This window comes from Serratia sp. 3ACOL1, assembly GCF_003668775.1.
GTDB lineage: Bacteria > Pseudomonadota > Gammaproteobacteria > Enterobacterales > Enterobacteriaceae > Chania > Chania fonticola.
Genome location: NZ_CP033055.1, coordinates 5,555,339 through 5,575,411, shown reverse-complemented (window position 1 = coordinate 5,575,411; position 20,073 = coordinate 5,555,339). Strand labels below are relative to the sequence as shown.

The following is a 20,073-nucleotide window of genomic DNA, read 5'->3' as shown; positions in this document are numbered from 1 at the left end:
CATAGAAATTGTTCTCACATTTACCTCGTCCATCAGGATCTGACTTCCATAACACTGCGTGGCCAAGGGCCAAGCATTCGCAGCGCTATTACTATTCATCTTGCGGCCAAGGCCTACTGATAAGTCAGTGCGAACCAGGCCTGAGCATTAGCCAAACCATTGTTCACCGGCTGTCCGGTGGCGCGGTATTTCGCTACGAAATGCAGGATCACCGGCCCCTCTTGCAACGGCACCCAGTACCGCGGCGCAGTATTGAGTGGAATAAATCGGCCTCTGTCGTCAAACAGCGCCACGGCTACGCCAGAGGCGACACCTGGCCCGTCACCAACAGAAAGCACCTGCGGATTATTGCTGTCTGCCATGCCATGGAACATCACGCCCACGTTACGACTGACCGTGGTAGTGCAGTTCTGCAGATGTAAATCAAAGGGGACTGGATCGGCCTCATCGCCAGGCATACGAAACCGGTCAGTGGTGATATTCCCCATCGATACCGTCAAGTTGCGATCTCCGGCTTCCACCGAACAGGTTTCAGCGATCACTTCACCCTGAAAGCGCATCAGGCCACCGAGAGGTTGTTCCTCCCAACGATCGTCAGCAACGGCCTTCCCCGCTAACAGCAGGGTTAGCAGGAGCCCCGCTCCCATTCTCCACATCGCACACTCCTTGCCTCCGGTAGCTGAAAATCAGGCCTCCCTGGCCTGTAATCATCATCCTTGATAAGCTAATTCAGCTTACTGATACTGCACCTTGAAGGTCGCATCAGCGTTGGCAATACCGGCAGTGGCTACGCCGGTCGCGATATAACGAGCCTGGAATGGAACAATAACGGTGCCATCAGAGAGCGTAGTAGCCGCACTGAAGGTAGCGCCATCAACCGCTAACGCAGTACCGGTGCGATCAAGGATCTGAACGCCGACGTTGGTTGCGTTACCCGCCGCAGAGCCTTGCAGGGCCAGCGCGGTAGGATAAGTGGCGTTAACCGCTGTGCCGCTGAAAGCGACAGCTGCCTGGGTAGCAACGGTAGAATCACAATCATTCAGTTGGATGTTGAACCCGGTAGCGGAGCTAACATCACCAGCGGTAGCCAGTGAAGTCGTTTTAACCTGCCCCAATTGCACTGTCTGGCCAATAGAACCGGCATCCACGGCACAAGCCGCATTAACAACTTCCCCTTTAAAATGGATAGGGCCACCGTTGACGGTAGTAACCGTTGCCGCATTAGCGACGCCAGCCAGAGAAAGAACTGCGGCAATACCAGCAACCAGTGATTTGATTTTCATACTATTTTCCTTTGAACACATAATGTTTCATAACCATGAAAAAGTGTGGAGGTCGATTCCCCTGGCGGGCAACCGCACAGACTTCATTTCTACTCACGGCCGGACCTCCCTATTCCGTTCAGTTTTCGCCAGCAACATGAGACATTTGGGGCTATTTTGTTGCACCCTATAAAAAAACGGTAAATACATCAATATCGAATTAATTGACTATTTTTATTATTTAAACTTTAAAATAAGAAATTAAATGCTTTGCCATTACTAGGGAGATGTGTTTTTAGGTGTTTTGATTTTGCAACAGCGGGCTGGCGCAATGGCCAAAATTTAGGGGAGGAGAGAGCGATTTGCGGAGGTAAAAATATAACTTTATTTTTCAGTTAGATAGATCTCGATCAAGGAATATTCTAATACAGGGCATTGCAAATTCTTATCTTTCGTTTAAGAATTAGGAACAGTTTAGCCCCAATTGTTCCATCTTTCGCCTGATCATTTACCAATAAATCCTTTATAACCAATCCTTTACGATCCCACATCCCGACAAAGCGCGCCGCGTTGCTGGCGGTATAGCGGACGGTATGCCTGATGTTACGATGCCCCAGATAATCCTGAATCAAGCGGGTATCGGTGCCCCTTTCCGCCAATTCATAGCCGCAGGCATGGCGCAGCATATGGGGATGCGTTTGGGTAGCGGTGCCCGCCAGTTCCCCAGCCTGACGGATAATGCGCCAAGCCTGACCGCGCGATAGCTGGGTGCCACGCTGGGAGATAAAAACAATCTCTGGATCCACGGCAGGCTTCCACTGCGCCCTGACCTGGTTCCACTCCATAATCGCCTTGCATTCATCACTCATCAGAGGATGAACGGTAGAGAATCCATTCTTAAGCCGGCGTATATTTATCCGTCCTTCAATCATTTCCAGGTCATGATAACGCAAGTTCAACAACTCGCTGATACGAAACCCGTGGCGGAAGGCAAGCAGGATCAGGCAACTGTCCCGTACCCCGGTCTGTTTATTCCGGGCAGCACTCATCAGATTGTTAACTTCAGTGAGAGTGAGAAATTTACGTTGTGCCACAAAAAACTCCTATTGCAATTATGCTGGATATTACTCGCTCAAGAATTAATAAAATCTGTCGCTGACAGATTGTTTAAAGCATAGCCTATTGTGATGAAGGATTACCAAATAAAAATAGATTTACTCACCCACTGGCTAAAACTAAAAAAACAACAAGCCCCTAAAAACTTAAAGGTTTATTTTCCACACCCTATAAACATAAGATTTATCTCACCAAAAGTGCGTTTTGTAAGCAAAGCCAGAGCAGACCTGCTACCTACCGCCAAAGTAAGGATTTATCTTACCCACCACTGCTAGACAGTAATTAGCTAAATAGAATTTTAAATTTTGTAATGAGATGAAAATTCCGTCACGCAATTTTGCTAATCAATTGTTGATCCTATTATTTTTAACCAGCCAGAATGTCACATAGCCTTAGCGGTAATACATTCGCTAATGACGTGCATCCGGTTTATTGATTGGGAAGTTCAGATAAAGGAAAGGCAGACAAGCGGTAATAAAAACCACCCGCCAGTCGATTGTGAAACAGGTCGGTAACGGCTGGGGATATCAGCCTACAAAACGCAGGCTGACGTCTTCAGGAGAGAACGTTAAAGAATATCCACATTAATCACTGCCGAGCCGCGGAAAGCGCCCCCCGCCAGATTACCGTTAACCTTCAATACCGAAGAGATGGGTACGGCCATCGTTTGGTTGGCCGCGATCTTTTCCAGGGTGCCAACATTGGCTGGCTGGTCACGCACAAGCACATCCGCCGTCAGTGAACCATCCGTACGCAGTTTGATACCACTAGAAGTGTAGCCGACCAGCGTGACTTTAACCGTGGCGCTGGCCGTGCATTTAACGTACAAGTCCGAGCTTTTTTTCAATCCTGGCACACTATCGGCCTGAATATCCCCATAGCTGATATCTACCGAAGTACCAACCAGTGAACAAGCGGGGCCTGGCGGTAGCTGAGGTTTCCAGCCATCACCGGTTCCGCTGTTATGTTCAAGAGAAACGTTCATAGTCGGACCATCCGCAGGGCGTCTGCCAATTTCTTGACCCAGCCCGAAGAAATTTAATTCATTGGCTTGCAATGTAAACGTGATAGGGAGGACTTTTGCCAAAACTTCACTACAGTTTCCGCTTGCCACCCCCGGCGCGGAGGCAATCATTCGTTGGTACATCCCCGTGGTGGTACTCAATATCGCGTAAAAGTAAACTGTCTTGCCGGTTTTACACAACGTGGTGTAGCCACCGATACCATCAGGCTGGGCACTAATGGTCTGTTGCTTTGGCCCCGTCCAGCTCACATCGATTCCGGCGGTGTAACCATATAGAGGCATCAGCAGACCAGCAATCAGCACGGTTTTTTTGAGTAGTGCTGTTCCTATTAACGTCATTATTTGTTCCTTATTGCTCTGCGCTGCTGCTCATTAGCCCCTTCACAGGGGCCAAGCGGCATCAGCCCTTAGTCATAGGTCAATGCAAAGGTCATGCTGGCACTGAAAGGGCCGCGGTTAATGGTTCGGTTGGTAATCGCGTCTGGCTCGCCTTGCACATAGGCCATCATGCGCAGATAGTTGTCCCCTGTTGCTAACGGGTAGCGATGAGTGCCTAACTGGTTCAATGACACTGGATTGCCATTTTCTGTCTCAACACCAATACCAATGCCCGACGCCTGGCTGGAGGCATCCAGCGCCAGTAATCCCGGCAAGGCGGGGTTTTCCACCCCGGTGAAGGTGACCTGCACCGATTTGCCCAACGTCTGATCGCAGTTGCTCAAGTGCAGTTTGAACTCCCTACTGCTGGTTTTTTGATTGTGATACAAGTGTTTGTCAATCACCGTGCCAAAATCCAGTTGGATGGTTTCCTCACCCGGTGGGATGATGCAAGGTTCCGCCACCAGCGTGCCATGTAAACGCATCTTTGCCGCCTGAACGCCCTGGCTCAGCGCTAGCAGAGCGACGGTGGCACAGAGAGATCTCAGTATTTGCCGCATATCAGCTCCTTATTGGTAATCCGCAAGCAGCGTCGCCGTGACTTCAAATGCCCCTTCTGTCAGCTCAGTGCCCGGTTTTTTAACCGGTACGGCTTCTAACACCGGTGGATTTTGTGGGTCAATAGAGATAGGCGTACCGAGCTCAAACGGCTCGCCGTTCTGGTAAATTTTGATGCCCAGATTGGCAATGTTGGTCTGTAGCGTTGCCGGCTCAAAGGCGGCACCGGGGCCGATCAGCGTCAGCACCATGCTCCAGGCGGAGCCCGCCGAACAGTCCAATATGTAATCAACCTGCCTGCGGTGCTTCACCCCATCCACGCTATTGACGCCGATCCGGTCAAAAGGCACGTCGAGGTCTTTGCCGTTGTTCACCTGGCACGGGGGTGGCTCAATCAACGTACCGCTAAAGCCCATATTTTCTGCCGCTTGCAACGGGCTTATGGCCAGCAGAGCAAACGATAGCAATAGTGACATCCCTGCAACCGATCTCATTCCTTTCTCCCGTTTCACTGGTAGTCGACCACCATCGTGGCTACCGACGTAAAGTAGCCAGCGGTGAGAGTGCCCCCTGGGCGCTTCACTAAGGTGGCAAACAATGCAGGCTGATTTGGCAGCGTGAAATTCAGCCAGCTATTCACTGGCATTGCCTGGCCGTCATTCGACAAGGCGATCCCCAGATCGCCTTTCGAGGTTTGCAGAGCACCGGCAAAACCGGCGTCTATGCCCAGGATCTGCATTTTTAACGCGTTGGTATTACCTGCCGAGCATTCCAACGTGTAAGGCACCGGCTGGCGGTAGTTGATACCATCAACCCGGGTCGTCAACACCTCGTTGGTGAAATCCACCATGATGGTTTGATCCCCGTTAATCACGCAGGGTGGCGGCAGTAAAATGTTGCCCGAGATAGTCAGGTTGGACGTCGCAGCAACGGCTGATGACATGCCCAAAACCAGTATCAAACCTGCAAGTCCCGTCGACGTTATCCACGGCATAGTTCACCTCTGTTGCGCGTAGGCTATGAGTTACGTTTGCCAGGTTCTGCCTGACAGGTATCACCCGCACAGCGGAAAATAAGTTCTGGGCGGCCACCGAAGTCATTCACGTAGGTCAGCACCGGCGCGCTACCTAAAGCACTGACGCTGGCGCTTAGCGGTGCGGTAGATTTAGGCGGCACCATCAACGGAACAAACCCTTTGGCGCTCTGGCCACCTTTAGTGGTGCTAGCCTCAACGATGGTGATGTAATACGGCGTTGGATTGTTGATCACATAGCGATCGCCTTGGCGCGTCAGCGTCATTTTCTCCTGCCACGGCGTACTCATCTGTTCCTTGGTCGGTTCAATCGCCTGTGGGCGGTAGAACAGTTTGATGCGTGTCTGCAACGCAATTTGCAGCGTGTTCGGCTTGTCGCTGCGCGGCGGGATTTCGCGCAGGTTGAAATAAAACAGCGATTCACGATCCTGTGGTAATTGCTGCAAAGCAGGCAGCCCCTGCACTTTCACCTGGCTTTTAGCACCAGACTCAATACGCTGCACCGGAGGCAGAACGATCAGCGGGCTGGTGATCTTATTGCCCTGTTCATCCTCAATCCACCCTTGGGCCAGATAAGGCAGGTGTTTGTTTTCATTGCTGACGTTCATACTGACAGACTTGTTGGAAGCGTTATAAATCACCCGGGTACGATCCAGGGCAATCGCCGCATTAGCCTGTGAGGTAAAGATGGCCAGCAGCAATGCGCCAGCGGTTAATAAATGTGTGGTCGTTAATTTCATCAGTCTCTTTCCGTTCAGCTTCTGTTTTCCGTTTCCGGATTTTCCCCTGCGGCGATGGGCCGGCAAGGCAGCAGTAAATTCTGTGTCCCGTGTTGTGGGATATGCGTTGGCAGCGTTATTTCGCACTGGGTGATACCATTCCAACTGGTAGTCATCTTGGCGCCGGGCTGAATACCACTCAGGTAAACGCTGCCGTCATCGTTGATAATGCCAACGTCCCGTTTCTTGCTATTTTGTACCGTGGCACCGAAAGGCGGTGATGACCCATCAGCCAGACGAACCACCGCCATCGCTTTTTCACCAGCCACCACTTCGAAACGCCGCAAACCAATCGCCCCTTCGGTCAATGTCGCCTGCTGCACCGAGCTGAGCGCTTCGGTTTTGTCGTCCAGTGCGTTCAGATCGATGCTGACCTGGTTGCGGTAGTAGCTGTTGAGATCGGACACCACAGCTTTACCAAAGCGGTTGGATAAAGTGGTGGCACCATAGCCGCGCACAGGAACGCCTGCGACCCCGTCGGTATCCAGTAAAATGCGCGTTCCGCCTGGCATGCCAATCCGATGCATAGCCACGCCCTCCCCGGTCGCCGTCACCCCACCTTGCAGCATCAGGCCCAGAGAACTGGATCGCCCTGCTTGATAACCCGCATTGGCACTCACTTGTGCGTCGTTGCCCAAGTGGGTGTAGTAACCGCTGGCAACCGCGCCTTGGCGAGCAGCGCCTGCACTGATCTGATAGGAGTCGGCGTCATTCACACGGCCGAAATAACCCACCTGGTGAGTATTTTCATTGCGATCCCATGACCCGCTGTAGGTGATGGAACTTGAGTGACCCCAGGGAATGGTGATCGCCAGATACATGCCGTCGTCGTTGGTGCCGTTAAATTTGTTGCGATAGGCGGTCAACGAGAGGTTAAGATCCTTGAACTTGCCCAGATCGAAGTATCTCGCCAGCGACAGGTTGTAATGATCGTTGGCACTGTCGTTCCAATAGGTCTGGTGGCTGTAGTTGATAAACGTGCTCAGACCCAGCTCGACAAACTGCTTATTGAACGTAACGGTGTACATCTCCTTGCTGCTCTGGGTGCGGTAACCGGTAGTCCGAGCATCCAAAAATTCGCTCATGTTCATAAAGTTGCGTTCGGAGAAGCGATAGCCCGCGAACGTCACCTGGCTGTCATAATCGTCAAAACGTTTGGAATAGCTGAGGCGATAAGAGTTACCAAACAGCGAGCTCTCCTGCGGCAAATTAGCCCGGGATTGGGTGACATCGAACGACAGTGCGCCCAGCATCATCAGATCGCGGCCAACCCCCAACGCCAACGCGTTATAGTCGTCGCTCCCTACGCCGCCACCGTACAGTGACCAGCCGTTGCTAACCCCCCAGGAGAATTCGCCGGTGGAGAACAGTGGCCCGCTGACGTTGTGTTTCCAATCGCTTGGCCGGCCTGCCGCGAGTTTATAGCGCAACGAACCTGGACGGGTGAGATAAGGGATGCTGGCGGTGTTCACGGTGAACTCCTGCACGCTGCCATCCTGCTCCTCAACGCGAACCTGCAGTTGGCCGGAAACCGCATCATTCAAATCCTGAATGCGGTACGGGCCTGGCGCGACCTGCGTTTCATACAACACCCGGCCCTGCTGACTTATGGTCACCTTGGCATTACTTTTGGCGACGCCACTCACTTCCGGGGCATAGCCGCGTAAGTTAGGTGGCAGCATGTTGTCATCGGTATTGAGCGTAACGCCGGTGAAACGGAAACTGTCGAAAATATCTGAATTGAGGAAATTTTCTCCCAGCGTCAGGCGGGCAAGCAGCTTGGGCAAGGCGCGATAAGCGTAATAACGGCTCCAATCCAGGCTATTCTCGCCGTTGCTGCCAGACTGATTCCGCATCTGCAACTGCCAATCCGCGCGCAGACGCCAAGGGCCAAAGTTAGCCCCGGTGGTCCCATTACCACTCAGGCTATAGGCCTGATCCTGGTGCTGCTGGCGCGTGGTCAGGAAATTCAGGTTATAGTCAAACAACGCACCGGTAATGCCGTTATCCCAACGGGAAGGCGGATCCCAATTCTCAGAACTGTATTCAAGATAGGCTTGTGGCACGCTGAGCTGTAGGGACGAAGTCGCCAGATCGCCCTGAACCGTCAATCCTGGGATGCTTTGCAGATCGATACATTGCCGATCGTCTTCCCAGACAATGTCCTTAAGCACGCTGTCTCTCAGGCCAAATAGCTCGATCAGTTCAGGCGTCAGGCAAGGCTCGCTACTTTTAGGATCTGCTTTAGATGGCGCGAAGGTGATTGAACGCTCCGCTATTTGCTGCCGGTTGAGAAACACCGCCATGGTGTAAGTCCCTGGCATAATATAGCCGCCACGGGAGAAATGACTGAGATCGAGATTTTCCCGATCTTTAATATCCAACACATCGGTATTGAACTGGATATCATCTGCGGCATGCGTAAGATAAACCGGGCTTCCCAGCGATAAAGCAATACAGACCCACAATCCGCGCAGCCGGAAAGTAGAATTCGCAACAGGTTTGGCCATCGATAAAAATTCCGTTTATCAGTAATAATCCATTTTGAAACGCACGGTGGAACGGTACTCACCGGCTCGCAGTATTTGGTGATTCGGCAACAGGTTTATGGTGTATTGCAGCAGCTTATCTCCGGAGCTTAACTCTGCCAGGGGCATAGCCACGCCGGGTAATGCGATGTTGCCTGATTGGTCTTTGATCTGTAGCCCAACGCCTTGGGCCTCGCCTTCAATACCCAGTAAGGCGCCATCCTTCAAACCATCAAAGGTAACGCGAAATGCCTGCCAATCGGGCATTGTGGGATCGAAGCGTGGCAAGGTGCAGTTAATTAAGCGAATGACAAAAGGTTTAGCGATACCTTGCCCATCAAGAGCAATCTGTGACGTAGGAACGGTGATCATCTCAATCACTTGCTCACGGCTGCTCATCTCAATGGCGCAGGCAGTTTCAATAATGCTGCCTTCCATGACGACACGGCCCCGTCCCAAAAACGTATCCGCCGTTGCGGTTACGCTAAACAGAGCGCTGAGCAGGCAACTCGCCACGATATATTCCATTTTGTTCACGCTGTTAATTCCCTTCGACACCATGACCTTCAGAATAAACATGCGGGTTTCCCCGCATGTGTGACCGCTTGACCGGTTAAAACTTACTGATAAGCCAGGGTAAAGGTAGTAGTGGTGCTGAAGTCGCCTGGGACGATTGTTGCAGCAGTTTTACCGTCTACACCCATGTCGCCCTGCAGGTAAGCAGAGAAGTTCAGGATGTTGGTTTGATCCTGGATGCCCTGTGGAGCAGTTGCCTGGCCCAGTTTGATCAGTGTGCCGCTACCGTCGGTGATAGCCAGGCTAGCGCCACGTGCAGTACCGGTGATGCCCAGCAGATCGGCGTTACCTGCAGAAGTTGGACCTGTGAAGGTAGTGGTTACCGATTTAAGGGTAGATGCATCACAGTTTTCCAGGTGGATGTAGAAGTTTTCAGGGGTAGATTTACCGCCGTCTTTCAGTGCCACGTTAGCGATCTGGCCCATTGGGATACGCTGGTTGTCATCGCCTGGGGCGATAGAGCAAGGTGCATCAATGATGGAACCGTAGAATTCGATTGTGCCATGGCCCGCGTCCTGTGCAGCATTGGCAGCAGAAACAAAACCCAAAGCGATTGCGGCAACCATGAATTTGTTCAGTTTCATATTTCTATTCCTTTATTAAATAAATTGATATAAACAACTAATAACCATCCATGCCAAGCATGATCTGGGGACTGCAAAAAACATGAAGCGCCCGCCCAATATCCAATGGGGACGTGCTTCATTTTTTATACTTAGGGCACTCAAGGTAGGTTATAACGGTCAGCCTTCTACGCTGGTACCGTAATAGACCCGCAAGGTCTTATATAACCCTATCTTATTGGTGCAACCAATTTTCTTCATAACGGACACGCGATGACTGCTGACCGTTTTAATATTAATCCCTAAAATCGCACCAATCATCTTTGGCGTGTAACCACGAAAAAGATAATAGCAAATCCGTTTTTCTCTGTTGCTTAACGCAGCCAAGGTCCCTTTAGGGATAAATTTGTCGCGTTTTGCCCATGTTGTATTTGGTGAATCGGCAATCTGTGTCAGCAGAGCATTAGAACACTCATTGGCCGCAATAAAAACAACCCGGTCTCTGTAGCGTTGCTCAATGCTTAGCGACAATATGTTCAATAACGCAGTACTGGCAATCACCACCATCAACGTTCGGCTTTTCTTTTCACGTATCATTTCGCTAATCAGCAATGCACTGCGTGCCGAACCATCCGATATCGAATGTTCAAAGGCAACATGACTATGCTGCTGCTGTAACTTAAGCAAGCTGCATCTGATACCTTGTAAAAAGTAGCTATTATTGCTGGAGATATGGAACGAAATCTCAGTTATATCTTCACTATGAAAATCGAAATTATATTCGCTCACACCGTACCCGTCGTCCATAACGCTACCAAACTTATCGCCAAATCCATGTCGGCTATCGTACATCTGCTTCCCGCCACTATCGCTGAAAAGTTGGATGCATGTTAGCGACCGACGCCAAAATGCCATAATCAATTTATATCAACCTGTGAAATTTCATTTAAGTAATATAAAAAAACCAATAAAATCATAGTAATGAGAAAAATTTCACTTAAGATCAACTAACCTTAAGAAGATGCCTAGAGCGATATATTTGAGCATTAATCGGCATTAATCAATTTACTAATCAGAAAAATCTTGCTAAATTTTATAACGCAAACCCGGGAGCAGCCTGGATCCTGGCGGTTCAACGGTGATGCATTAGCAATCAACAAGAAAAATCTCATTTAATAAATTGTATGCTGTCCGTTATTTTTTGTTTTAATAACGCTCGTGATTTTGAACAAGGAAGTGAAAGGAATGACTAGTAACTGTAGCGGTTATTATTATCTCATCGGTGACAGCGTTGAGTTCTGGCCTGAGGAAAACTTGCTTTACTCTCGTATCAACGGTGAGAAAATCACGCTATTTATCGCAGCCTCACGCTGCCTTCAGCTCTTATTAAGCCAACAAGGTGAACTGGTTCCTCAGCGGGATCTGTTTGAAGCCGGATGGCAAAAAAATGGTTTAGAGGTATCTAACAATACCTTTTACCAAAACATCCTTATGCTACGTAAAGGATTAAAGCTTGCCGGCTATGAGCAAGCAGTGATAAAAACAGTGCCCCGCCAGGGCCTTACCATCCCCTCAATGGTTCCGGTTGCCAGAATAATACCGGACATAAGTACAACCTCTGCCGAAGAAATACCTAGTGTGGAGGAAAACCAACCGCCGACACCCAGCAAAGTGGATAAAAAAGCATCCTCTCGGCCTCGCTATGTGTGGGCAATATTGCTTAGTCTCTCTTTTGGTGTCGGTATTGCGCTGTTAGCTGCATGGAATAGCTCAGAGAACAAGAATTTCTTCTCTACTTTTAACTTCGTAGGGAATATAGAGCAGTGTTCTGTCTATCTCCACAGCGGCCAGACATCGTTGCAGTCCTACATGCAATTTATTGCGCAGAACAACTTCACCTGCAAAAAACAGGAGGTTGTCTACTTTACCGCCAACCCATTGGTTCCACGAGCCTCAGTTATTCGCTGCGAATGGCCATTTGCTTCAGGGACAAAGAATCTCTGTATTTCTGAATATTATCTGGAGTGGCAGCATAATGAATAAGCCCCAACTGTTCGGCGTATTTACACTACTCTCTTTGTTGTTCCTGTTGCTCGCGCTGGGGGCATACCGCCTCTATAGCCAATATCAGCAAACACATTTTAACTGCGAAGCCATGCTGCTGGTTCACAAAGATGATGCGGAGCTGGCCCTCATGGTTAACTTTATCTTCCAGGGTAATAATGGCATTGTCAGCCTGAAGGGCACCCTTAAGCAGGGCGACAAGACCACCAGCGTCAGCAGAAAAAGCTATTTTGATTTCAATCAGATGAAACAAGTTTATCATCTTAAGTCAATTTCAGCGGTAACCACACCGGCCGACAACAGTGACAGCAAAGATCTCGCCCGTTACCTCCCTCTTTTTTACCTGGAACCGGGGCTGAAGTTCGACTTCACCGCTTACCCCGCATCTAAAGAAGGGTACGTTTTTTCTACCGGGCAGGTGCCGTCATTTTACTGTGCACGTAAGTGAAATGCTGCGATACGGAGATGGAGCGTTCGATATGACCAGCAAAGGGCTGTTTGACGTAAACGAGTTTCGCTTTGGGGAGGACACGCTTTAAAGCTGGCATCGAATGGCTAAAACAGAAAACCGGAGGAAAGAATCTCTTTCCTCCGGTGATGGCATCGTCGTGGTTTGGTACGGCTAACCTAAAGAACATCCACCACAACAACCGCAGACCCGCTGAACGCGCCAGCCTTGACGGTCCCACCCGTGGGGGCTAGAGTCGATTCAATCTTCACATCTGCCGAACCATTAATGGTGATTGGCGGTGGGAATTTCGAACCATTGATGGTGATAGTCGATTGTATTCCATTGCCTAAACCGGTGGTGTTATCCGATAGCGCGGGTACAGTTATCACAACTTTAGCTGGAGTCGGGCACGTTATCGTCGCCGTGAGGCTGGCGATATTCCCAGCTATGGCAGTGCTGTCCACCAAGCCATGGTCGAGAACTGTGGGCCCGGTTATATCACACCCGGTGGTGAAGGGCCTGAGAACAGTATTTACACACGACGTTGTCAGTCTCGCATTCCGGCTGTTAGGACCTTCATAGACAACACAGGTGCGAGTGTTTCCTGTATTCGCATTGACACGCCAGGCCTTGCCCTTCCAACTCCCGCCGGATCCGAGCCCCGTTCTCTTCATTACTTCCGTTTGGAAATCCGACCAGTAATAGTAATTACTTGCGTAGGTTTGAGTAGAATAACTAAAGGCGCAATACGTATCTGTAGCATAGGCATTCCACCCAACATTATTTTTTGTCACACACACGTCAAAGAACGAGGTCGTGCCCGGGCGGATGCTTGTTGTATCGAATTGTTCGACACCGTCGGTATAGGTGAAGAACAGCTCTTGTGTTGCTTGGTCGAATTGCGCACTGGTGATGACGAACGCAGCAAAACTGGACGTACTGGTCATCAGGCAGAATAAAGCAATTAGCGATTTCATTCGTTTAACAATGTCGTACATAAAGTTAGTCTCGATAACAGGAAAGGAAGGGGCCGCTATGCGGCGGCACGGCGTGCTACTGGTACTCCAGCGCGAAGGTCGCGGTGGCTGTAAATGCCCCCTCTACTATCCCTTGGTTGGCCTTGGCTGCAGGTTCTGCCTGCACGTAGGCCTGCAACGCAATCACCATGTTGCCCTGCGTCAGTGGCGTGGTGGAGCCCTGGACATTGAGTGGTAACGCCTGGCCAGCGCTTGTTTCCATCCCCACCGCCACTCCGCGGGCCACGCTGGCAGCATCCAGCGCCAACAGCCCTGGCAATGCCGTGCTCTCGGTGCCCATAAAGCTCAGCTTCACACCCGTTGCCACCGCCGTATCACAGTCATCCAGATGCAACGAGAACGTCTGGCTTGGGCTGCGCGTATTGGTGTAAAGGAACTTGTTAACCAACGTGCCAAAATTCAGCTCTATCGCCTCGTCACCCGGGCGCAGGGTACAGGGCGCATTCACCAGCGCGCCTCTGAATTCCACGTTCTCGACCGCCTGTGCCGGTGCGCAGAATAAAAACGGGCAGGTCAACATCAGTGCCAGACCGATCCGTGGTAACGCTTGCCATTGCTTCATCAAACGGCTCCTATTGATATTCGGCCAGCAGCGTGGCTCGGGCAGTAAATGCTCCCGGGCTCGGTGGCTGCGCTGGATCGGCCACTGGGACTGCGGACAGTCCCGGGGGAGATTGCACGTCAACATTCTCAAAATGCGTGTACTGCCAAGAGAAAGGCACCCCACCACCCAGCAGAATACGGATACCTAGCCCCGTCAGATTGGTTTGAAGGGCCGTGTTGTCAAAACTGCTCGGCTCCCCCTTAATACTCAATCTGACCACCCCTGCCGCACTGCAATCAATCTGATAAGGTATCGGCTTGCTGTAGCGCACCCCGTCGAGATTGCGGATCACCAGATTGTCGCCAAAATCTACTTCGATCAGCCCACCGTTATTGATGGTACAAGGCAACGCCTCCACCAGGCCGCCCTGAAAGTTCACCTGCACGGCATGCGCCGATTGAGCTATCAGGCCCATCATGGCTAGCCCTGCGGCAAGCGCGACATATTTTGCTTTCATCGGTCATCCCTTACTGATAATCCACGACCAGCGTCGACGCTGCGGTAAAAGTCCCGCCACTCAGGCTACTACCTTTGACCGGAACGGCCGTCAGCACCGGACGAGCCGGGTTGGTAAAATTGAGCCAGGTATTCATCGGCAGCTTGACGCCGTCACTGCGCAGTTCCAGGCCCAGATCGGCTTTACTGGTCGCGAGCACGCTGGCATCAAAACCTGCGCCACCGCCCTGAAATTGCAGTTTCAACGTGGCAGAGGTCGCTTCAGTGCAGTCCAACGTATAAGTGATGGGCTGTTCGTAATTCACCCCATTTATCCGCCCGGCCAGCATATCGTTGCCAAAATCCACGGAAATATCGCTGTTGCTGTTAATCACGCAAGGCGGTGGCACCACCAGGGTGCCGCTGAACTTGACGTCCACGGCCTGCGCCGGTAACGCGCAACCCAGAGCGATCGTCAGGGCCAGGACAGGCCATACCGCTGTTAGCTGTTTCATAACACCTCCACCAGCAGCGTTGCCGTACTGTTGAACACACCACCAGGCAGAATGGACCCCGCCCGTTTCACCGGCACGGCACTGATGGCAGGCGGCGTGGCCGAATAGCTGAAGGTAAACCATTCACCCAACGCTAACGCACTGTTGTCCGGTTTCAACAGCTTGATCCCCAGATCCGTAAAGTTGGTTGCCAACACGTCAGGATCAAAGCCGCTGACCGATCCCTGGAACCGCAGACGCAAGCTGGAAGTGCTGCCGGTACAGCTCAGAGAAAACGGCACCGGCGTGGCATAGTTGTTGCCATCAATGCTGGTGGTCTGCAAGGCACTGCCAAAGTTCACGTCAATCGCGGTGTTGCCATTCACTATGCAAGCGGGTCCCGTCATCACGATCCCTTTGATGGTGAGCGCAAGCTGGTTGCTGGCCTGTGCCGCAGCCAGGCACAACGTCAGGCACCCCACCGTACCGATAGCAGTACGCCAAAGACTCCTGAAAGCGGAGCGGCCCTTGGGCCGATAAACCAACCTATTCATAGCTCAGCCTGAAGTTGACATGGGCCAGATACGCGCCCGCTTGTAGCGGCGCCTCGGTGCGCTCCGGCGCGATATAGTAGGTCAGTACATTGTTGCCAGGTGTCAGCAACTGCGGTTGTCCGGCCAACCCCGGCACGACGTCACGGCGGGAGGCATCCGTCAGACGCAGCCCCATACCGCCCACACCGCTCGCCAGGAAAAGATTGGGTTCGTAGTTATCCTGCACGCCGGTAAAGGTCAACGACACCGCAGGCTGGTTGGTGCTCCAGGTCAGGTTGCCCTGCTGATCACGATTGTTGGCCGCGCTGCGCAGGCAGTCTTGCAAACGCAGTTGTACCGCCACCGCCGTGCCGCGATCGCCCACGTGTTGCAGACGGCCTGTTCCCACATCACCCAACTCGACCGACTGGTCGGCACTGCTCATCTCCAGGCGGCAGGCGCTTTCGGTCAGCGCCCCCGACACGCGCAGCACGCCGTGTTCACCGTCAATCAACCCCGTTGCGGCCTGTGCCAAGGGAGAAAGCAAGGCAGCCAGTACCATTCCGCTCAGGACGGAATACTTTGCCGTCTTGCCGGGCAGTCTTCTCTTTTCCATGATTGTTTTCCTTGTTCGTCCTTCACGGTTCATGCCCGCCGGGCACCGCCCATCACCACCACTGATGCCGGGTGATTATTTGTCGCGCTTGCTTTCATCCACCTGGCAGCTGCTGCCACTGCATTTGAAAGTCAGCGCCGGTTGACCGCCGTAGTCATTGACATACACCAGCACCGGGGTCGCCCCTAACGCCGCCGCACTGCCGCCCAGCTTGACGCTGCCCTTTGGTGGCACCATCACTGGTTCAAAACCTTTCACCACTTCGCCTTCTTTCCTGGCGCTGGCACCAATCAACGTCACAAAATACGGCGTTGGGTTGTTGACGGTGTATTGGTCACCCTTTTTGCTCAGCGTCAGTTGCTCCTGATACGGCGTCGCCTGTTGCTTGGCCGCCGCTTCGGCTAGTGCAGCCGGGCGATAGAACATCTTGATGCGCGTTTGCAGCGCTATCTGCAATACGTTCGACTTGTCGCTTTTCGGCGGGATTTCCCGCAGGTTGAAGAAGAACAGCGATTCGCGATCCTGTGGCAACATGTTGGCTCCCGGCGTTGCCTGGATTTTTACCTGGGTCTGCCCTTTGGGTTCGACACGCTGTACCGGTGGCAGCACGGTAAACGCACTGTTCCCTTCCAGCTTGGTGCCGTGGGCATCCTCCAGCCAACCCTGAGCCAGATAGGGCAGTTCCGGGTTCTGGTTGCGCACGGTCAGGCTCACTGACTTCTCATTCCCCGGGAATACCACGCGGGTCCGATCCAGCGAAATGGCCGCCTGCGCAGATGGAACCAATGTGGCTACCGCAACTCCTGCCAACAGGCTCATCACAAAAAATCTTTTCATCATCATTACCTATACTCTTCCTATCGGACGCCATCTCGGCAGGCTCAAAAGCCTGCGGACAATGACGCCCTTTACTGTTCATTGGGTTTAATTCGCTGCCGTTATCCGTTTACACAAGGCAACAGCAGGTTGGCGGTCATTCCCGCCGGTATTTCTTTCGGCAGCGTAATGCGGCACTGTTCGGCACTGTTCCAGTGCACCGTCATGGTCTCACCCGGCTTGATACCGCTGAGGTAGACGTTGCCTGCATCGTTCACCATGCCGGTTTCCTGTTGCTTGGCGTTCAGCACCGTGGCACCGAAAGGCGGCACCGAACCATCGGCCAGACGTATTACCGCCATCGCCTTCTCACCCGCTACCACTTCAAAGTGACGATAGCCAATGGCCCCTTCGGTCAGCGTGCCTTGCAGCACTGAGCCGGTGGCTTGGGCGTTGTCGGCCAGTTTGTCTACGTCGATACGTACGCTGCTGCGGTAATAACTGTTCACATCCGCCACTACCGCTTTACCGAAGATATTGGAGTTGACCGTGTTGCCATAACCGCCTACTGGCACTCCTGCTACACCATCGGTATCAACCAGCATCCGCGTCCCACCCATTATCGATGTACGATGTAAAGCGCCGCCTTCACCCGTCAGGGTAGCTCCGCCCGACATCGACACTCCTGCCGAGCTATACTGCCCGGAGCGGTAACTGGCCATGCCATTCACCTGTGCCAGGGTGCCACGGTGTGAGTAATAGCCGCTGAAATCAGCATCGCTATTCGCCATCCCAGCTCGGACCGTATAGTTATCGGTATCACCGATCCGATCGGAATAGGTGACCGAGTTGGTATTGTCACCCGCAGCATAAGAGCCGTTATAGCCCAGCATGCCGCTGTTTCCCCATGGCATGGACAGCGACAGATACATGCCGTCATCCTTGGTGTTGCTGAAGTTGTTGCGGTAGGCCGTCAGCGACAGGTTGACGTTACGCAAACTGCCAATATCAAAGTAACGTGCAACCGTTAGGTCATAACGGTCACTGGTGGCCTGGTTCCAATAGGTCTGATGGTTGTAGTTAAGGTACCCACTCATCGCCAGCGACTCGAACTGCTGGCTGAAGGACAGGGTGTACATCTCCTTGCTACGCCCAGGGCCTATCCGATTGGCGTTATCCTTGGCACTCAGGTAGTCCGCCATCGACATAAAACCACTGTCGGAGAAGCGGTAACCGGCAAACGTCACCTGACTCCCGGTATCATCAAAACGCTTCGAGTAGCTCAGGCGGTAGGAGCCCCCCTGCTGAGTGCCTTGATCCGGTAGCCGAGCCCGGGACTGCGTCACGTCCGCAGACAAGGCCCCAAAAGCCATCAAATCACGCCCAATCCCCAGTGACAGGGCCGAGTACTCATCGCCTCCCAGCCCGCCGCCGTACAGCGACCAACCATTACTCACGCCCCAGGAGAACTCCCCCGTGGCAAACATCGGCCCATTAACCTTATGTTGCCAGTCAGATGGACGGCCTGCCGCCAGCTTGAAACGCACCTGCCCGGGTCGTGTCAGGTATGGAATGGTGGCGGTATCCACCTGGAAGCGCTGTACGCTGCCATCGGCCTCTTCGACCTGCACATCCAATGCGCCAGAGACCGCGCTATCCAGATCCTGGATACGGAATGGCCCAGAGGCGACCAGGACTTCCTTGATCACCCGCCCCTGCTGGCTAATAACGACCTTGGCGTTGCCGCGCGCCACACCGGTCACTTCTGGCGCATAACCACGCAGATTCGGTGGCAGCATGTTGTCATCAGAGACCAGGCTGCCCCCGGTGAAACGGAAGCTGTCGAAGATGTCGGAATTCAGGAAATCTTCCCCCAACGTCAGCTTGGCGCGCCACGGTGCAATCGCCCGGTAGGCGGTGTACTGTGTCCAGTCAAAACTGCGGGTATTCTCTTTTGCCGAATCACTCTGATGGTCGATCCTGGTCTGCCAACTGGCCCGCAACCGCCACGGCCCCAGGTTGGCTCCTGCCACCCCATTACCGCTGAGGTTGTAATCCTGAGTGCCGTCCTGGCTCTTGCGTTGAACCTGAGTATTCAGGTTGTAATCCAGCAAAATGCCCGGGATCCCCTCTTCCCAGCGCGAAGGCGGATCCCAGTTCGCACTGCTGTATTCCAGATAAGCCTGCGGGATACTGAGGTACAGCGTGTTGGTCCCGAGATCGGTACGGGCCTGAAGCCCATCCAGACTAGCCAGATCCAGACACTCGCCCTGATGCCACCAGGTCAACCCTGCCAATGCGGCCTTGGTCAGACCCAACTGGTCCACCATCTCTTTACTCAGACAGACCTGGCTGCCTTTCGGATCGTCGTCCGGCGCCAAGAACGTTACCGGGCGTGCAGGTTGCACCTGATTATTCAGGCTCAAAGCTAGGTCATAAGTGCCCGGCAGGATAAAGCCCTGGTGCGAAAACTGGCCTAAATCAATGTTGTCACGATCTTTGAGATCCAGGACATCCGTGTTGAACTGGATATCTTTTGCCTGGGCCACGCTCACCGCACCGAGCAATACGCTGCTGCCTAGGCTGGCTTGACACAAAATGGCAAGCAGGGAGCGGGAAAAATAACGCGCCATGAAAAGAGTCCCTTTAGTAATAATCCATTCTGAACCGTATAGCCGAACGGTAATCTCCTGCCCGCAACGTCTGTTGGTTACCCACCAGGTTCAGGGTGTAATGCAGTTGCATCTCTCCTGGGGCCATGGCGCTGGCCAGCATGGCATCCCCTGGTGCTGCCACCTCGCCTCTGGCATCACGTATCATCAACGCCACGCCGCTCGCCTCTCCGCTCACGCCGAAATGACCGCGATCGTCATCACCGTCAAACGTCACCTGAAAGCGCTGCCAATCGGGAGCTCTCGCATCAACACGTACCAGCACGCAATCCACCAGGCGGATGGCAAAATCTTTATCTGGCCCGCGACCATCCCGGATCAGTTGGCTGACCGGGAGGGTGTCCATTACCAAAGTCTGGTCACGGTCCCCGACTTCAATTGCACAAGGAGTCTCAACAATGGCGCCTTCCATGCTGACGCGCCCCTGCCCCAGCACATCAGCGGAAAATGCACTCCCGGAGAGCGCCAGGGCACAACACATCAACAGGGAAGGCACCACACAAGGTGAAACGTCATAAGTCCATTTCATTAACA

The 20,073-nt window shown here is 52.7% G+C and carries 23 protein-coding genes; 2 read left to right on the top strand and 21 right to left on the bottom strand.

Translation table 11 applies throughout. The features are described from left to right. Positions 1-113 precede the first annotated feature (113 nt). The 12 genes from D9980_RS25340 to D9980_RS25285 all read right to left on the bottom strand — a co-directional run bounded on the left by D9980_RS25340 (position 114) and on the right by D9980_RS25285 (position 10,669). Positions 114-656 carry a fimbrial protein gene (locus tag D9980_RS25340; protein ID WP_024530429.1) on the bottom strand — a complete coding sequence of 181 codons (543 nt, stop codon included), beginning with the start codon at positions 654-656 and terminating at the stop codon, positions 114-116. 78 nt (positions 657-734) lie between these two features. Beyond that, on the bottom strand, positions 735-1,283 hold the full coding sequence (fimA, locus tag D9980_RS25335; RefSeq protein WP_024530428.1) for a type 1 fimbrial major subunit FimA: 549 nt from the start codon (positions 1,281-1,283) through the stop codon (positions 735-737). Between the two features lie 401 nt (positions 1,284-1,684). Then, complete coding sequence (locus D9980_RS25330) at positions 1,685-2,356, bottom strand: tyrosine-type DNA invertase (protein ID WP_024530427.1); 672 nt, start codon at positions 2,354-2,356, stop codon at positions 1,685-1,687. Between the two features lie 590 nt (positions 2,357-2,946). Further along, positions 2,947-3,741 (bottom strand): hypothetical protein, encoded by a 795-nt coding sequence (locus tag D9980_RS25325; protein WP_121608777.1) that lies wholly within the window; start codon positions 3,739-3,741, stop codon positions 2,947-2,949. Between the two features lie 68 nt (positions 3,742-3,809). Further along, positions 3,810-4,340, bottom strand: coding sequence for a fimbrial protein (locus D9980_RS25320; RefSeq protein WP_121608776.1), 531 nt, complete (start codon positions 4,338-4,340; stop codon positions 3,810-3,812). A gap of 9 nt (positions 4,341-4,349) precedes the next feature. Beyond that, positions 4,350-4,832, bottom strand: a complete 483-nt coding sequence (locus D9980_RS25315; RefSeq protein ID WP_024530425.1) for a fimbrial protein — start codon at positions 4,830-4,832, stop codon at positions 4,350-4,352. 14 nt (positions 4,833-4,846) lie between these two features. Beyond that, positions 4,847-5,281, bottom strand: a complete 435-nt coding sequence (locus tag D9980_RS25310) for a fimbrial protein (protein ID WP_024530424.1) — start codon at positions 5,279-5,281, stop codon at positions 4,847-4,849. Between the two features lie 74 nt (positions 5,282-5,355). Beyond that, a complete protein-coding gene (locus D9980_RS25305) occupies positions 5,356-6,111 on the bottom strand; it encodes a fimbria/pilus periplasmic chaperone (protein WP_121608775.1) in 756 nt (251 codons plus the stop codon). Between the two features lie 14 nt (positions 6,112-6,125). Beyond that, positions 6,126-8,660, bottom strand: coding sequence for an outer membrane usher protein (locus tag D9980_RS25300; protein ID WP_121608774.1), 2,535 nt, complete (start codon positions 8,658-8,660; stop codon positions 6,126-6,128). Between the two features lie 18 nt (positions 8,661-8,678). Further along, complete coding sequence (locus D9980_RS25295) at positions 8,679-9,257, bottom strand: fimbrial protein (RefSeq protein ID WP_237734139.1); 579 nt, start codon at positions 9,255-9,257, stop codon at positions 8,679-8,681. Positions 9,258-9,298: 41 nt separating this feature from the next. Further along, a complete protein-coding gene (locus tag D9980_RS25290; RefSeq protein ID WP_121608773.1) occupies positions 9,299-9,838 on the bottom strand; it encodes a fimbrial protein in 540 nt (179 codons plus the stop codon). A gap of 159 nt (positions 9,839-9,997) precedes the next feature. Then, positions 9,998-10,669 (bottom strand): helix-turn-helix transcriptional regulator, encoded by a 672-nt coding sequence (locus D9980_RS25285; RefSeq protein WP_162304332.1) that lies wholly within the window; start codon positions 10,667-10,669, stop codon positions 9,998-10,000. 393 nt (positions 10,670-11,062) lie between these two features. On the opposite strand from D9980_RS25285, the gene D9980_RS25280 reads away from it, so the two are divergent. Both D9980_RS25280 and D9980_RS25275 read left to right on the top strand, forming a co-directional pair. Continuing rightward, positions 11,063-11,860 (top strand): winged helix-turn-helix domain-containing protein, encoded by a 798-nt coding sequence (locus tag D9980_RS25280; protein WP_121608771.1) that lies wholly within the window; start codon positions 11,063-11,065, stop codon positions 11,858-11,860. Further along, the gene (locus tag D9980_RS25275) at positions 11,853-12,329 is read left to right on the top strand and encodes a hypothetical protein (RefSeq protein ID WP_121608770.1); all 477 of its coding nucleotides are present in this window, start codon (positions 11,853-11,855) and stop codon (positions 12,327-12,329) included. The genes D9980_RS25280 and D9980_RS25275 overlap by 8 nt, the downstream gene beginning before the upstream one ends. A 179-nt stretch (positions 12,330-12,508) precedes the next feature. Here D9980_RS25275 and D9980_RS25270 read toward each other — a convergent pair whose 3' ends face one another. The 9 genes from D9980_RS25270 to D9980_RS25230 all read right to left on the bottom strand — a co-directional run bounded on the left by D9980_RS25270 (position 12,509) and on the right by D9980_RS25230 (position 20,068). Further along, complete coding sequence (locus D9980_RS25270) at positions 12,509-13,330, bottom strand: PapG chaperone-binding domain-containing protein (protein WP_121608769.1); 822 nt, start codon at positions 13,328-13,330, stop codon at positions 12,509-12,511. A gap of 55 nt (positions 13,331-13,385) precedes the next feature. Then, a complete protein-coding gene (locus D9980_RS25265; RefSeq protein ID WP_121608768.1) occupies positions 13,386-13,931 on the bottom strand; it encodes a fimbrial protein in 546 nt (181 codons plus the stop codon). A gap of 10 nt (positions 13,932-13,941) precedes the next feature. Beyond that, complete coding sequence (locus tag D9980_RS25260; protein ID WP_121608767.1) at positions 13,942-14,430, bottom strand: fimbrial protein; 489 nt, start codon at positions 14,428-14,430, stop codon at positions 13,942-13,944. A gap of 10 nt (positions 14,431-14,440) precedes the next feature. Further along, positions 14,441-14,923, bottom strand: coding sequence for a fimbrial protein (locus D9980_RS25255; protein ID WP_121608766.1), 483 nt, complete (start codon positions 14,921-14,923; stop codon positions 14,441-14,443). After that, positions 14,920-15,456: a fimbrial protein gene (locus D9980_RS25250; RefSeq protein WP_121608765.1), complete on the bottom strand. Its 537-nt coding sequence runs from the start codon at positions 15,454-15,456 to the stop codon at positions 14,920-14,922. The genes D9980_RS25255 and D9980_RS25250 overlap by 4 nt, the downstream gene beginning before the upstream one ends. Further along, a complete protein-coding gene (locus tag D9980_RS25245; RefSeq protein WP_121608764.1) occupies positions 15,449-16,051 on the bottom strand; it encodes a fimbrial protein in 603 nt (200 codons plus the stop codon). The genes D9980_RS25250 and D9980_RS25245 overlap by 8 nt, the downstream gene beginning before the upstream one ends. Before the next feature lie 75 nt (positions 16,052-16,126). Then, positions 16,127-16,888, bottom strand: coding sequence for a fimbria/pilus periplasmic chaperone (locus tag D9980_RS25240; protein WP_121609089.1), 762 nt, complete (start codon positions 16,886-16,888; stop codon positions 16,127-16,129). A gap of 101 nt (positions 16,889-16,989) precedes the next feature. After that, a complete protein-coding gene (locus tag D9980_RS25235) occupies positions 16,990-19,500 on the bottom strand; it encodes an outer membrane usher protein (protein WP_121608763.1) in 2,511 nt (836 codons plus the stop codon). A 13-nt stretch (positions 19,501-19,513) separates the two neighbouring features. Beyond that, positions 19,514-20,068 (bottom strand): fimbrial protein, encoded by a 555-nt coding sequence (locus D9980_RS25230; protein WP_238393669.1) that lies wholly within the window; start codon positions 20,066-20,068, stop codon positions 19,514-19,516. Between the last annotated feature and the right edge of the window lie 5 nt (positions 20,069-20,073).

Bases quoted from the DNA above. Each gene is read 5' to 3' on its own strand.
- D9980_RS25340 (WP_024530429.1), bottom strand. From the start codon at position 656: ATGTGGAGAATGGGAGCGGGGCTCCTGCTAACCCTGCTGTTAGCGGGG.
- fimA (WP_024530428.1), bottom strand. From the start codon at position 1,283: ATGAAAATCAAATCACTGGTTGCTGGTATTGCCGCAGTTCTTTCTCTG.
- D9980_RS25325 (WP_121608777.1), bottom strand. From the start codon at position 3,741: ATGACGTTAATAGGAACAGCACTACTCAAAAAAACCGTGCTGATTGCT.
- D9980_RS25320 (WP_121608776.1), bottom strand. From the start codon at position 4,340: ATGCGGCAAATACTGAGATCTCTCTGTGCCACCGTCGCTCTGCTAGCG.
- D9980_RS25315 (WP_024530425.1), bottom strand. From the start codon at position 4,832: ATGAGATCGGTTGCAGGGATGTCACTATTGCTATCGTTTGCTCTGCTG.
- D9980_RS25310 (WP_024530424.1), bottom strand. From the start codon at position 5,281: ATGTCATCAGCCGTTGCTGCGACGTCCAACCTGACTATCTCGGGCAAC.
- D9980_RS25305 (WP_121608775.1), bottom strand. From the start codon at position 6,111: ATGAAATTAACGACCACACATTTATTAACCGCTGGCGCATTGCTGCTG.
- D9980_RS25300 (WP_121608774.1), bottom strand. From the start codon at position 8,660: ATGGCCAAACCTGTTGCGAATTCTACTTTCCGGCTGCGCGGATTGTGG.
- D9980_RS25295 (WP_237734139.1), bottom strand. From the start codon at position 9,257: ATGTTTATTCTGAAGGTCATGGTGTCGAAGGGAATTAACAGCGTGAAC.
- D9980_RS25290 (WP_121608773.1), bottom strand. From the start codon at position 9,838: ATGAAACTGAACAAATTCATGGTTGCCGCAATCGCTTTGGGTTTTGTT.
- D9980_RS25285 (WP_162304332.1), bottom strand. From the start codon at position 10,669: ATGTACGATAGCCGACATGGATTTGGCGATAAGTTTGGTAGCGTTATG.
- D9980_RS25280 (WP_121608771.1), top strand. From the start codon at position 11,063: ATGACTAGTAACTGTAGCGGTTATTATTATCTCATCGGTGACAGCGTT.
- D9980_RS25275 (WP_121608770.1), top strand. From the start codon at position 11,853: ATGAATAAGCCCCAACTGTTCGGCGTATTTACACTACTCTCTTTGTTG.
- D9980_RS25270 (WP_121608769.1), bottom strand. From the start codon at position 13,330: ATGTACGACATTGTTAAACGAATGAAATCGCTAATTGCTTTATTCTGC.
- D9980_RS25265 (WP_121608768.1), bottom strand. From the start codon at position 13,931: ATGAAGCAATGGCAAGCGTTACCACGGATCGGTCTGGCACTGATGTTG.
- D9980_RS25260 (WP_121608767.1), bottom strand. From the start codon at position 14,430: ATGAAAGCAAAATATGTCGCGCTTGCCGCAGGGCTAGCCATGATGGGC.
- D9980_RS25255 (WP_121608766.1), bottom strand. From the start codon at position 14,923: ATGAAACAGCTAACAGCGGTATGGCCTGTCCTGGCCCTGACGATCGCT.
- D9980_RS25250 (WP_121608765.1), bottom strand. From the start codon at position 15,456: ATGAATAGGTTGGTTTATCGGCCCAAGGGCCGCTCCGCTTTCAGGAGT.
- D9980_RS25245 (WP_121608764.1), bottom strand. From the start codon at position 16,051: ATGGAAAAGAGAAGACTGCCCGGCAAGACGGCAAAGTATTCCGTCCTG.
- D9980_RS25240 (WP_121609089.1), bottom strand. From the start codon at position 16,888: ATGAAAAGATTTTTTGTGATGAGCCTGTTGGCAGGAGTTGCGGTAGCC.
- D9980_RS25235 (WP_121608763.1), bottom strand. From the start codon at position 19,500: ATGGCGCGTTATTTTTCCCGCTCCCTGCTTGCCATTTTGTGTCAAGCC.
- D9980_RS25230 (WP_238393669.1), bottom strand. From the start codon at position 20,068: ATGAAATGGACTTATGACGTTTCACCTTGTGTGGTGCCTTCCCTGTTG.